This window comes from Reyranella sp., assembly GCF_044224635.1.
In the GTDB taxonomy this organism is placed as follows: Bacteria; Pseudomonadota; Alphaproteobacteria; order Reyranellales; family Reyranellaceae; genus Reyranella.
On sequence record NZ_JBGAKA010000005.1, the window covers coordinates 44,307 to 55,878 of the forward strand.

Genomic DNA, 11,572 nt, shown 5'->3' on the forward strand with positions numbered 1-11,572 from the left:
GCACGCGTGAGCCTCGAATGAATCGACGCTTGTTGCTGAACGGACTTGCCGCGCTGACGGCGTTCCGGGCGAGCTCGTCGGCAGCCCGGCAAAGGACGACGCCGGTCATCGGCATTCTGGGCGAGGGCAACCCGGAGGACCGTGCGATCGCCCACAATCTGGCGATGTTCCGCCGTGGCTTGCGCCAGGAGGGCTTCATCGATGGCCAGAATGTCGACCTGGTCTACCGCTGGGCCCGCAACCGGCCGGAACGGCTTCCCGCACTCGCCGACGAGCTGGTCGCCCTGGCGGTCGACGTGTTGGTCAACGAAGGAGGCACGATCACCGCCCTCCAGGCCAAGAAGGCGACCTCCACCATTCCCATCGTCTTTCACGCCAGCAACGCCATCGCCGATGGCCTGGTCGACACGCTGGCCCGTCCATCCGGCAACCTCACGGGCGTCAGTCAGTTCACCACCGAGACCTTGACCAAGGCGTACCAGCTGCTCGGCCAGGTGGTGCCGACGGCGAAGGGCTTCGCTCTTGTCTCGACAGGCCAGGCGCCGAGCGTCACCGACCGCGTGCTCCAGGACATCCGGGCCACGACGCCCCTGCCGGTCCGCGAGTTCACCGTCGACAGCGACGCCGATCTCGAGGCCGCCTTTACACAGCTGAAGGCCACGCTATCGGCTGCGATCGTCTTCACCAACGTGAACCATGCCGCGCGCCTGGTTGGTGCCGCCGCACGCCACCGTGTTCCGGCAGTCTATAACCAGCGCGCCTTCGTCGAGGCCGGCGGGTTGATGAGCTATGGCGCCAGCATCCCGGCATCGTACGTCATCAAGGGCCTCTATGCCGGTCGCATCCTCAAGGGCGCCAAGCCACACGACCTGCCGGTGCAGCAACCCAGCCGCTTCGAGCTGGCCCTCAATCTCGGCACGGCGCAGTCTCTCGGCCTTGCCGTGCCGCAATCGATCCTGCTTACAGCCGACGAGGTGATCGACTAGACGCGAGCGACATCACGCGACCCGCAGCGCGCGCAGCAAGGGGAGGCGGTCGTCGATGAAGGCTCGGATGTCTTACTCCCGAACCGACACGCCGTTCAGTCGTTCACCGTTTTGCAGGGCCTGCAGAATCCGACGCTCTGAAGCCGCAAGCACGACGCCACCACCGGTGACCGGGCTGGCGAGGGCGATGTCCGCAGTTTCTTCAGGGTCATCGTCGATGAGATGGCGATTCAGCAAATCGGTGCGATGCTTCGCGTTGGCCGCCGTCTTGTCGTCCTGGGCCGTCTCGACAAGGCCGTGGGCGACGAGGAACATCACGGCATCGAGGAACGCGATTGGCGCCACGCGCTCGCCTGCCAAGCCGTCCCGACGGCAGGCGGCCGAAACCCCGCGCGCAACAGCACGAGGCGCGCACGCAGCGGATCGAGCTCGGCCTGGTAATCCCGGGTGTAGGGGATCGTGACGCGGTAGGAGTCCATCATCGCCACAGTCTGTGCGGGGCGCGCGCGGACGTCATCTCGTCGCTGGGAGCGCGGACGCATCCCGTGCCCCAACCCTTCCCCGTCTTACGGAGGAGGGTTCGAGGTGTGTCCACTCCCTAGCAGTGCCGCTGGGGGAGGTCCGCGCTTCGCGGACGAAGGGGTCATGATCTTAATGGACCGCGGGCGTCCCGCCCGCGGTCCAGAAGAGGGTTACTTCTTCGTCATGTTCCAGAACACCGTGACCGGGGCCAGCATGACGCCGTCGACGCTGGTGCGCAGGGCAAAGGGCTGGCGGTACTGACCGAGATTGATGTGGGTCGGATGCTCGACCCAGTACTTCTGCAGGTCGATCACGATCTGTTTCTGCTTGGCCGGGTCGGTCTCCTTGGAGAACTGGTCGCGCAGCTTCTCGATCGTCTCGTCGCACGGCCAGCCGAACATCGCCTTGTCGCACGAGGCGTTGAAGAACCCGGCCATCACCGGGTTGAGGATGTCGGCAGCCGCCCAGCCCGTGATGAAGGCGTGCCAGCCGCCCTTGTCCGGCGGATCCTTCTTGGTGCGCCGCCCGACCAGGGTCTGCCAGTCCATCGACTGCATGTCGACCTTGAAGCCCGCCGCCTCCATCTGCTGCTTGGCGACCGGCGCCATGTTGGTCAGGATCCCGAGGTCGGTCGACTGCATCAGCACGATCGGCGTGCCGTCGTAGCCGGCCTCCTTCAGGATCTCGCGGGCCTTGGCGGCATTCTGGTTCAGGATGTCCTTCATGCCCTCTTCGGTGGCGAACGGGGTGCCGCAGACGAACATCGGCTTGCACACCTGGTACCAGTTCGGATCGCCGATGCTGGCCTTGAGGAAATCCTCCTGACCCAAGGCCACCGAAACTGCGTAACGGATCTTCGGGTTGTCGAACGGCTTGGCCAGCGTGTTGAAGCGCAAGGCGAACTGGTTGCCGAGCTTGTTGTAGTCGAACAGCTTGACGTTCTTGTCCTTCGCCAGGAGCGGCAGCATGTCGAGGCTGGGCGATTCCAGCATGTCGATCTCGCCGCTCTGCAGGGCGCTCACCTGGGTCTGCACGTCCGGGATCCAGACCCATTCGATGCGGTCGACCTTGGCGAGCTTGGCGCCGGCCAGGCCCGAGGGCGGCTCGGCGCGCGGCTTGTAGGTCGGGTTCTTCAGAAACACGACCTTCTCGCCCGGCTTCCACTCCTTGGCGACGAACACGAACGGACCGGAGCCGATCACGTCCTCGACCTTGATCTGGGTCATGGGGTCGGTATCGGCCGTCTTCTTGGGCATCATGAAGGGCACGTTGGCCGACGGCTTGCCGAGCGACTGCAGCACCAAGCCGTAGGGCTCCTTCATCTTCATCTTGAAGGTCCGCGCATCGACGGACTCGAAGCCGGCGACCGAGGCCATCATCTTCTGGCCCATCGAATCGCGGGCGCCCCAGCGCTTGATCGAGGCTATGCAATCCTCGCCCGTCACCGGCGTGCCGTCCGACCACACGAGCCCCTCACGCAAGGTGAAGGTCCAGGTGAGCTTGTCGTCCGACACGCTCCACGTGTCGACCATCTGCGGCTTGACCTCGTAGTTCGCGTCGAGCGCGAACAGCACGTCCCACACCATGTAGCCGAAGGCGCGCTGGACATAGGCGGTGGTCCAGATCGGATCGAGAATCTTGACGTCCGAGTTCATCACCGCCTTGAGCGTGGTTTGCGCGGCGGCTGGTCCTGCCGTTCCGCCGATCACACCACAGGCGCTGGCCAGTACGGCCAAAGCCGTCATCGATTTCCTGAATTGAAGCATGGCTTGCCCCCTCCTTCCCCCGTCACCGAAGCAAATATCGAGCCTCTCCCAAGCGGCAGTAGAAGCCTGCGGAGCGGACCGGGCAAGGCCGCTCCGACTTCAAATCTTGCGGATCGCGCGCCCGGAGGTTCAGGCGGCCCTGGCCGCCTGGCTGATCACCGCCTGGGACACGACCTCGCCAAAGCGCGCCGTGCCGAGCGGACCGCCGATATCGGGCGTGCGCGTGGCGGGGTCGGCAAGCGCCTGGTCGACGGCCCGGTTGATTGCCGCGGCCGCATTGTTGAGCGCGTTGTTGCGCTGACGGGCGCCCAGCCAGTCGAGCAGCATGGCGGAGGACAGGATAAGCGATACCGGGTTGGCGCGGTCACGGCCGGCAATGTCGGGCGCCGAGCCGTGCTGGGCCTGGGCGACGGCGTAGTCGGAGCCGGCGTTCAGAGCGCCGGCGAGACCGAGGCTTCCCGACAGCTCGGAGGCTTCGTCGGACAGGATGTCGCCGAACATGTTGGTGGTGACGATGACGTCGAAGCGCTGGGCGTCACGTATCAGGATCGCGGCGGCGGCGTCGACGATCAGCTCGTCGAGCTGAATGTCAGGGAACTCGGCCGCTACCTTGCGCACCTCGCGCAGGAACAGCCCGTCCGACAGCTTCAGCACATTGGCCTTGTGCACCGCCGTCACCTTCTTGCGCCGCCCGCGCGCCAGCTCGAAGGCGGTACGGGTCACGCGCTCGCAGGCATGCGCGGTGATCTTGCGGACCGACATCGCCATGTCCGGCGGCGGCATGAACTCGCCGGTGCCAGCGTACATATTGCGATCGGAATAGAAGCCTTCGGTGTTCTCCCGCACGATGATCAGGTCCATCGGCGTGCGCGACAGCGACAGGCCAGGCCGCGAGCGGCAGGGGCGGATGTTGGCGTAGAGGTCGAATCCGATGCGGAACTCGGCCGACTGGTTGATGCCGCCCTCGGCGCGCGATGGATAGTCGAAACTCGACATCGGCCCGAGGATGGCGCCGTCGACGGCGCGGGCGCGCTCGACGACGGCGGGCGGCAAGGTGGTACCGACCGTCTTCAGCGTGGCGAGCCCGATCTCGTGGACCTCGTAGCGGATGTCGAGGCCGAAGGCCCGGTTGACCGCCTGCAGGACCTTCAGGGTCGCGCCGGTGATCTCCGGACCGATGCCGTCGCCGGGCATGACCACGATGTCCATTCAGTGTCTCCCTCTCATCGCAGGCTTCTCACCCGGCGGCGAGCGCTGGCGCCGGCCTTCCCGGGGCCGGCGTGCCGGAAGGCGGGCTTTGGGGCGGCGAGCCTTCCGGTTGCGGCTTCATCGGATCGACCGTGTTGCCGGTATGCAGCACGACCGCAGCGCCCTCCTTGGCGAACTCGATGCCGAGCGCGGGGAACGTGCTGACCATTCGCTTCACGGCCTCGCGCTGAATGGCCGCCGGATTGCCCGGGCGCGCCGTGAACTTGAAGCGCATGAGCAGAGCATTCTCGGCGATATCGGCCACGCCCTGCATCTTGAACGGGGCCAGGATCTCGTCCTTGAACTGCGGCAGCTCGGCAATCTCGGCGCCGATCTTCTTGGCGGCCTTGCGCAGCTTCTCGATGTCGGTCTCCCGGGCGAAGCGCAGGTTGAACTTCACCGTGATCCAGTCACGGCTGAAGTTGGTGATCTGGCCGAGCTGACCGAACGGGATGGTGTGAACCTGCCCGTTCTGATGGCGCAGCTTGATCGAGCGCAGGGTGAAGCCTTCGACCGTGCCCTTGGCGCGGCCGGCATCGATGTACTCGCCGACCCGGAAGGCATCGTCCGACAGGTAGAAGAGGCCGGAAACGATGTCGCGCACCAGGGTCTGGCTGCCGAACGAGATGGCGATGCCGAACACCGAGGCGCCGGCGATCAGCGGCGTGATGTCGACCCCGAAATCGCCCAGCGCGATCATCACCGCGATCAGGACGATCAGCACCGCCATGGCGCGGCGCAGCAGCGGCATCATGGTGCTGATGCGCGATGCCGGCGCGCCCGACGCGTCGCCGTCGGCGATCGCGTCGGCCGCGCTCTTGCTCTTGCGCTCCATGTACGGGTCGGTGGCGTACTTGAACAGCTCCCAGGCGACGAAGGCGATGAACAGCGTGATGGCCGCCGTGCGCGACGATCTGGTGAGCTCGCTCCAGCCGCTTTCGTCGACCAGGGCGAGCACGTCGACCACCCAGACCTCGGCGATCAGCACCACGACGCCGATCAGCACGGCGACGCGTATGCAGCGCGCCGCCACGTCGGGCAGCTTGGGCGAGTCGCTCGCCGCCGTGCGGCCGAGCAGCTGCGAATCGAGGCGGCGCACGACGGCCTGCATCAGCGTCTCGAAGAGCAGCAGGCCGACCACCAGCTCGAGAGTGAGAGCCATCGCCGCGCCGACATGGACGCGGCCGGAGACGGCGCCATAGACCACCGTGGCAGCGAGAGCGCCGAAGAACAGCGGCGCCACGGGAATCCAGTAGCGCCCGACCTGGCCGATCGCCGGCGCGACGGTGCCGAGGCCGCCGAACCATTGCCGCGCCGCCTCGCGGGCGCCGAAGCTCATCCACAGGAAGGCGAGGAGATAGATCGAGGCCATCATGATCTGATAGGCCGACACCGCCTCGGGAGGCGTGCCGATGGCCCGCAGGACCTCGCCCAGCAGGCGGCCTGCCGCCATCAGCAGCAGCACGAGCGAGATGCGCCGGTACATCAGGCGCGCCTCGCCGTCGCCGGCGGCGCACAGGCGAGCCGCCGGCATGTCGGGCTGCAGAATGACCCTGAACACCAGGACGAACAGGCGCCATTGCCAGATCGTCGTCAGCACCGCGACGGCGAACCTGTCCTGCGGGGCGCCGCCGGCGAACCACGCGCCGGCCGCAGCGTGGCAGACCAGCCAGACGACGAGCACGCCGAGCCCATCGAGCGCTGCCACGATGCCCAGGCTGGCGAGCGAGTGCCAGCCGAACTCGGGCGCAACCCGGGCAGCCAGCCGGCCGCGCAAGGAAACCAGCGCCTGCCGCAACATGGCCTCCGCCGCCACCGCCACGGCGGCGATGATGCCCAGAAGCAACAGGAAGCTGCCGGTGCCGCGTCCACCTTGAGCGGTCCCATCGAGCCGGCCCGGGATCGAGGCGATCTGCCCCAGCATGACCGGAATCGCCCTGAGCACCCCGTCGGTGCGCTCGAAGAACACCGTGAAGCCGTCGGGCCCTTCCTTTGGCGGCATTTTGACGATCTTCGGCCCGGGCGGCGGCTTGCCGCTCTTGGCCCCCTTGCTGTCGGACGCCGCCGGCTTCGCCGATACTGCCGCCGGGGCTTGGGCCCCCTCGGTCTTGAGCTTCTCGGTGACCGAGCTGCTGATCGCGTCGACCAGCGCATCGAACTGCTCTTGCGTCATGCCCGCTGGCGGCGCCGCCGGCGTGGATTGAGCATATGCGGGCCCGCCGAGTACGGCGACGAGCACCGTCAGAAGCAACATTCGGATCATGTGGGCCACCCTTCCCCCCGTATTCCGCCGGCCATGGCGAGCCAACCTCGCTCCGCTCGCCCCGGAGTGCAAGTCGATTGCCTGATCGGCCTCAGGCGATGCTTCATCGCGGCTGATCCTCCGACCTCCGCGACCCTCGAACGGTGGCCGGAAGCGGATCCGTTTTGTCTTGCGACCTGCCGGCCTGGCGCCTGGCCGGGATCGGAGGCCGATCGTCAGGCGCCCAGTGCGACGAGCAGCGTGCGCACGCTCATGTAGATCAGGATCACCGAGCCGATGGTCCAGAAGGTGGCCCGGACCTCGTGAATCTGCGCCGTGAAGTAGGCGGCAAAGTGCAACAGGCGGGAGATCACGTAGCCGTAGAGCACCCACTGGGCGAGCGCCAGCGAGGGCTGAGTGAGGACGAAGAGGAAGCCCGCGACCAGGAAGAACGGCAGGTTCTCGAGATCGTTCACCTGGATGCGGCGGATTCGCTCGACCCGCTCGTCAGGCAGCAGCTGCGCCGGATCGGGGAACGGGTTCAGCGGAGTCTTCTTCAGATCCTCGGGCGATCTGTAGCCGCCCTTGGAGGGCTCGGAAGAGCGGCACATGCGATGGATTGTTCTCCTGGACGGGCTGATCGGCGCGGCGGGGGCCGAGGGGATGGACCCACGCCACGCCGGAAGGCAACGCGGAGCCGCATCGGCCGCGCTTCTCGCATCGGCCCGCGGGTCCGGCTATCGCGACCGGTAGAGTTCCCGCGGACTACGGTTGCGGCAGATGTCGTCGATCTCCGTCCGCGACAGGTTGGGCGGTGCCGAGGCGATCTCGCCCCGATCGAGCAGCTCGCAGACGCGGGCGATCTCCTCGCCCATCTCCCAGTTGCCGACCTCGGCCACGGCGAACAGGCCCAGGAGAATCCAGACCATCGGCGACCAGGCGAGGCCGCCCAGCTCGTTCGCCGCCCGCCGCAACCAGGAGCCCGGCACCGACGAGCCTGGCCCCGGCCCCGCCTGAGAGATCCTGCCAGCCGACTGTCCCATGCGCCGAGGGGCGTCGTTCATGGCGCCAACCTCCCGCAGTCTCATAGGTCGGCGAGGGACGGCGCGGGGACGGCGCGCCGCCGCAGGCGTCGCGGCCGGGGCTCGGAGAACCCGTTGTCAAAGCGCATCGCCGGCACGGCGACGATCGCGAGCAGCTGAGCCGCCACGAAAAGCGCGAACGCAAAGTTATCAAGCAGAGCTTCCATCATGGCCTCCGGTCGATCTCGATGGGACCATTCAAACCCACGACCGTAGCGCCGAGCGTCTACGGCGCGTTACCAAGGCGTGATTTCGTCGGGTCGAAGGGTGAAAACGTGCGAAATTTTTCGAACAGGCAGGTTGAGCCGCCGCTCCGCACCCAGTTCTTGTCATCCTGAGCGCAGCGAAGGATCTCATCGCCAGAAGTTTCAAAGGCACTTATGGCAAACGGCGATGAGGTCCTTCGCAAGCTCAAGACGACAGTACGGCTGCTCCGCAGGTTGACGCCAGGCATGGTGATGTGGCCGGGCTTGTCGGCTAGCATGGTCGGATGAGAAGAGTTGGTGTGCTGCTGGCGACGGCAGTCCTCGCAGGACCGGCGTATGGCCAATCCCCGGGCCAGTCTCCGGGCAAGCCCCCGGCCCCTCAGACGGGGAATGAAGTTGCCTGCGGTCCCCTGAAAGGAGAGTCCTCGCGCAAGGACTCGACCTCCCAGTGGACGATCTCCAGTCCCTCGGGAAAGACCACCGAAACCGGAATCCTGAAGAGCGGCCCGCGCTTCGAATGCCTGGACGGCGCTATCCTGACCCTGGAGTTCGCCTCGACGGCGGGACACGGCGTGTTCGAGGCGTACTTCCCGGACGGCAGCATCATCAGCTATGGCCGCCAGCAGATCGACCGTCGCGGCGCGCGCTTCGTTCTCCCCATCCAGGCGAAGGCGCGCATCGCCGCGCAATGGCGCGCCGCCTTCGACTATCACTGCAAGCTCGACATGCCCGCCGATCCCATCCTCGCGAGCGCCCGGGCGGACTGCATCCGTTAGGATGGGCGGCGGCCCGTCAAGATACCGTCATCCCGAGCGGAGCCGCTCAGGGCGGCGAAGTCGAGGAACCTCTCCTGGCGGAATCACGGAAGATGAGGTCCCTCCCCTACGCCTCCCTTCGACTTCGCTCAGGGCAGGCGCCACGCTCGGCTCCGGTCGGGATGACGGATTTTTGCCATGGGCGAATGGCCACGCCACTCCGCGGGACCTGCTCGATCACGCCGGCCCGTCCACGCAGCTTGTTCCCGCCGCACGATCGATGCTGCCGTCGGGCAAGGAAGAGGCGTCGATGATCAGCCGCGTGCTGTCACGCAGCGATCGGCGGAGATTCACCCCTGGCGGAACGGCGTGAATGCGCGCCGCTTTCTCCAGTCGCTGAAGGCAGCTTCGCGACAGTTGCAGCTCGCTCGCCAGGAGGCGGTCGGCGCGCAACCCGATCTGCCGGGGCACCCGGCACTCGATCTCCAGCGACTGGACGCACCTCGGCTTCTCCGAGAGCACGCGCTTGTCGACCACGACGTCGTCGAATTTCTGGACATGGTCGGTCCAGCGTTTCAGGGCCGCGACGTCGAAGGCCAAGCGCTGAACCAGTGCGGGCTCGTTCACCTGCAGCGACAGCAGAACATCAGGATCGATCGCCGAGACCTCCCGACGCTCGACGACCGGCCGGTTCCAGCTGCTGTCGCAGACCGTGCATCGATAGATCAGCCAGGCATCGATGCGCGTGCCGTTCGCATTGACCCTGATCTTCCCGCTGCTGCGATAGCCTCTCGGACCACCGCATCGGCTGCAGGTGAGCCAGGGTTGAGGGGCTGTTCGGGGAGTAATCGTCCACTGCACGCAAAGGATATTGGACACGCCGGCTTGCTCTTCCCGTTGGGAAGCTCAGCGAAGCGGCGACAGGAGCGAGGCCCACGAAGGGCGCGGCGTGGCAGAGGCGATCGAGAAGCGGACAGAAAGCAGCTCGCGCGGCGGTCGGATGGACCCGCACGGTCAAGCAATGCCAAACCGGTCTCGAACCGCCGCCCCGACGAGCTTGTGCGCAAAAACAGACGGCGCCGCAGGAGCGTCGCCGCACGATCGGGGTAGTGCTGAGACTGGTGTTTACTTAGGCAAGGGGCTCGACCGCTATCTGCTGACGGCGCACTGCGTAGCCGAGGGGCCGGGGTTTGACAAGCGAGTGTGGTCTGCCATCCGCTGACGTGGCAGAAGCGCCCCATTTCGGAACTATATAGAGGTGTCGGATGGGGATTCTAGTACTCGATCGCCGACGCTCTTCCTCGGTGGTTGAGATGCCACTAGTCTGCAAGCAAACTGCTCAGGGACTCCTATGGGTTGCAATGCTCAGAACCACCGCGCCGACTGCAACTGCGGATTCGGAGGAGACACTGGAGGTGGTGGTCTAGGACGCTTCACAATCGGCCCCGCCGCCCCCGTCACAGGTTTGTGGAAGGTGTCCGATCATTCGAACTACGACAGCTATGTCAATCCCAACGCTCGCTGTCCCGTATGCAGCGATGGTGTATTTTTTTACCAATCCCCCAATGGAGGCCGTGTATTTTTTGATGAGTTGGGGCCACCTTGGCCTAAGCATCCATGCACGGACACCAGTTATTGGCGCCGCTCAACAATACCCCCTGACCCACCGTTGTTTCACCGTCGGGCCACAAAGGCCCCTTTGCCCAATCCGAATCAATGGCAGCCATTGACCTCGAATCGCTTCGTGCGAGGTTCGCATTTGCTCTTGCATGTTGATGCCAGCGACAGCGGTCTACCTGCGACCTATCTTCATGTGCGCCCCGGGCCATTCGACAGTGGTCCGGCGTATTGGCGACGCTACTCTAGAGACCTCAGTCGCATAGAACTCTCTACGATTGTCCTGAGCCAAGACGGGACCCTAAAGGACCACCGCGAGGTGGTGGCAGCGTGGTTGGGTGCGGACGACAGCGCATTGCGCTTGGCGATCGATATTACGCCATCAGCCGATGATTATAACCTTCTGGGATGGGGTCTCTCTTTTTATTGGGCACCAAAGACGCACATAGCATTGCACCCCCGGCAGCGGCTGGTGACGGAATGGGGCCTTCGCGAAGCGAGTATCATTGATTGGCTCGACCATCCAGCAGTCGATTTATTTGCAGCGCGTGCGTACTTCGAGAAAGCTGCCGAAGGGAACTCGTGGGAAGGAATGACGAATTTGGGTGTAATGTTGAGAGACGGAATAGGCGGACCTGCTGATCAAGCAAGAGCGGCGCGATTGCTTGAGCGCGCAGCCGAAGCTTTGGACCCAATACCGATTCACCAGCTCTCCAAGTGCTATCGGGACGGCGTTGGTGTGGAAGTGGACCCCCAGCATGCAGCATATCTGAGCGAGCTTGCGAAGGTTAGAGAGGATGAATTGCGGGACGAATTGTGGAGAACAGTTGACGGGTGGGCGTCAAAGACCCGTGGGGCAACGTGATAAGTTGTCGAGCGCTAAGCTCGACCTATCCCCGGAACCGCTCAAGCGTGGCGTCTGGACGCATTTGAGTAGTTCGTCGGGTCCGACGGCGGCGGCCAGCACTGGACGGTCATTGCCTCGCTCGTCGCAACCTGCAAACTCAATGACATCCATCCTTACGCCTACCTGACCGGAGTGCTCACCAGGATCGTCGCACGACTTCCCATGCATCGGCGAGCTCCGGCGCTTCGCCTACGTCAAGCCGAAAGTGCTGCAAAACCTGCGCACCTCCGACTTTGTATAG

12 protein-coding genes and 1 pseudogene are annotated in these 11,572 nt (G+C 65.3%); 4 read left to right on the forward strand and 9 right to left on the reverse strand.

Features of this window, described 5'->3' with window-relative positions; genetic code table 11:
- Positions 1-17: 17 nt before the first annotated feature.
- Positions 18-986, forward strand: coding sequence for an ABC transporter substrate-binding protein (locus ACILR9_RS06430; protein WP_395709078.1), 969 nt, complete (start codon positions 18-20; stop codon positions 984-986).
- A 72-nt stretch (positions 987-1,058) separates the two neighbouring features.
- Here ACILR9_RS06430 and ACILR9_RS06435 read toward each other — a convergent pair whose 3' ends face one another.
- The 8 genes from ACILR9_RS06435 to ACILR9_RS06470 all read right to left on the reverse strand — a co-directional run bounded on the left by ACILR9_RS06435 (position 1,059) and on the right by ACILR9_RS06470 (position 8,013).
- Positions 1,059-1,301, reverse strand: coding sequence for a hypothetical protein (locus ACILR9_RS06435; RefSeq protein ID WP_395709079.1), 243 nt, complete (start codon positions 1,299-1,301; stop codon positions 1,059-1,061).
- Positions 1,301-1,468, reverse strand: a complete 168-nt coding sequence (locus tag ACILR9_RS06440) for a hypothetical protein (protein ID WP_395709080.1) — start codon at positions 1,466-1,468, stop codon at positions 1,301-1,303. Before ACILR9_RS06440 ends, ACILR9_RS06435 begins: the two co-directional genes overlap by 1 nt.
- A gap of 210 nt (positions 1,469-1,678) precedes the next feature.
- Complete coding sequence (locus ACILR9_RS06445) at positions 1,679-3,274, reverse strand: ABC transporter substrate-binding protein (RefSeq protein WP_395709081.1); 1,596 nt, start codon at positions 3,272-3,274, stop codon at positions 1,679-1,681.
- Positions 3,275-3,403: 129 nt separating this feature from the next.
- Positions 3,404-4,483: an isocitrate/isopropylmalate dehydrogenase family protein gene (locus tag ACILR9_RS06450; RefSeq protein ID WP_395709082.1), complete on the reverse strand. Its 1,080-nt coding sequence runs from the start codon at positions 4,481-4,483 to the stop codon at positions 3,404-3,406.
- Positions 4,484-4,511: 28 nt separating this feature from the next.
- On the reverse strand, positions 4,512-6,785 hold the full coding sequence (locus tag ACILR9_RS06455) for a mechanosensitive ion channel family protein (protein ID WP_395709083.1): 2,274 nt from the start codon (positions 6,783-6,785) through the stop codon (positions 4,512-4,514).
- A 215-nt stretch (positions 6,786-7,000) separates the two neighbouring features.
- Positions 7,001-7,375 (reverse strand): MAPEG family protein, encoded by a 375-nt coding sequence (locus ACILR9_RS06460; RefSeq protein WP_395709084.1) that lies wholly within the window; start codon positions 7,373-7,375, stop codon positions 7,001-7,003.
- A 126-nt stretch (positions 7,376-7,501) separates the two neighbouring features.
- Positions 7,502-7,828 carry a hypothetical protein gene (locus ACILR9_RS06465; RefSeq protein WP_395709085.1) on the reverse strand — a complete coding sequence of 109 codons (327 nt, stop codon included), beginning with the start codon at positions 7,826-7,828 and terminating at the stop codon, positions 7,502-7,504.
- A 20-nt stretch (positions 7,829-7,848) separates the two neighbouring features.
- The gene (locus tag ACILR9_RS06470; protein ID WP_395709086.1) at positions 7,849-8,013 is read right to left on the reverse strand and encodes a hypothetical protein; all 165 of its coding nucleotides are present in this window, start codon (positions 8,011-8,013) and stop codon (positions 7,849-7,851) included.
- Between the two features lie 338 nt (positions 8,014-8,351).
- On the opposite strand from ACILR9_RS06470, the gene ACILR9_RS06475 reads away from it, so the two are divergent.
- Positions 8,352-8,828, forward strand: coding sequence for a hypothetical protein (locus ACILR9_RS06475; RefSeq protein WP_395709087.1), 477 nt, complete (start codon positions 8,352-8,354; stop codon positions 8,826-8,828).
- Positions 8,829-9,044: 216 nt separating this feature from the next.
- Here the strand turns inward: ACILR9_RS06475 and ACILR9_RS06480 are convergent, their stop codons facing one another.
- Positions 9,045-9,686, reverse strand: a complete 642-nt coding sequence (locus ACILR9_RS06480; protein WP_395709088.1) for a DUF1062 domain-containing protein — start codon at positions 9,684-9,686, stop codon at positions 9,045-9,047.
- A 1,099-nt stretch (positions 9,687-10,785) separates the two neighbouring features.
- On the opposite strand from ACILR9_RS06480, the gene ACILR9_RS06485 reads away from it, so the two are divergent.
- Complete coding sequence (locus ACILR9_RS06485) at positions 10,786-11,289, forward strand: tetratricopeptide repeat protein (protein WP_395709089.1); 504 nt, start codon at positions 10,786-10,788, stop codon at positions 11,287-11,289.
- A gap of 72 nt (positions 11,290-11,361) precedes the next feature.
- Positions 11,362-11,484, forward strand: a pseudogene (locus ACILR9_RS06490) (transposase domain-containing protein); the annotation flags it as partial.
- Between the last annotated feature and the right edge of the window lie 88 nt (positions 11,485-11,572).

What these genes read in the sequence shown, in the direction of transcription:
- ACILR9_RS06430 (WP_395709078.1), top strand. Translation starts at nt 18, where the DNA reads ATGAATCGACGCTTGTTGCTGAACGGACTTGCCGCGCTGACGGCGTTC.
- ACILR9_RS06435 (WP_395709079.1), bottom strand. Translation starts at nt 1,301, where the DNA reads ATGTTCCTCGTCGCCCACGGCCTTGTCGAGACGGCCCAGGACGACAAG.
- ACILR9_RS06440 (WP_395709080.1), bottom strand. Translation starts at nt 1,468, where the DNA reads ATGATGGACTCCTACCGCGTCACGATCCCCTACACCCGGGATTACCAG.
- ACILR9_RS06445 (WP_395709081.1), bottom strand. Translation starts at nt 3,274, where the DNA reads ATGCTTCAATTCAGGAAATCGATGACGGCTTTGGCCGTACTGGCCAGC.
- ACILR9_RS06450 (WP_395709082.1), bottom strand. Translation starts at nt 4,483, where the DNA reads ATGGACATCGTGGTCATGCCCGGCGACGGCATCGGTCCGGAGATCACC.
- ACILR9_RS06455 (WP_395709083.1), bottom strand. Translation starts at nt 6,785, where the DNA reads ATGATCCGAATGTTGCTTCTGACGGTGCTCGTCGCCGTACTCGGCGGG.
- ACILR9_RS06460 (WP_395709084.1), bottom strand. Translation starts at nt 7,375, where the DNA reads ATGTGCCGCTCTTCCGAGCCCTCCAAGGGCGGCTACAGATCGCCCGAG.
- ACILR9_RS06465 (WP_395709085.1), bottom strand. Translation starts at nt 7,828, where the DNA reads ATGAACGACGCCCCTCGGCGCATGGGACAGTCGGCTGGCAGGATCTCT.
- ACILR9_RS06470 (WP_395709086.1), bottom strand. Translation starts at nt 8,013, where the DNA reads ATGGAAGCTCTGCTTGATAACTTTGCGTTCGCGCTTTTCGTGGCGGCT.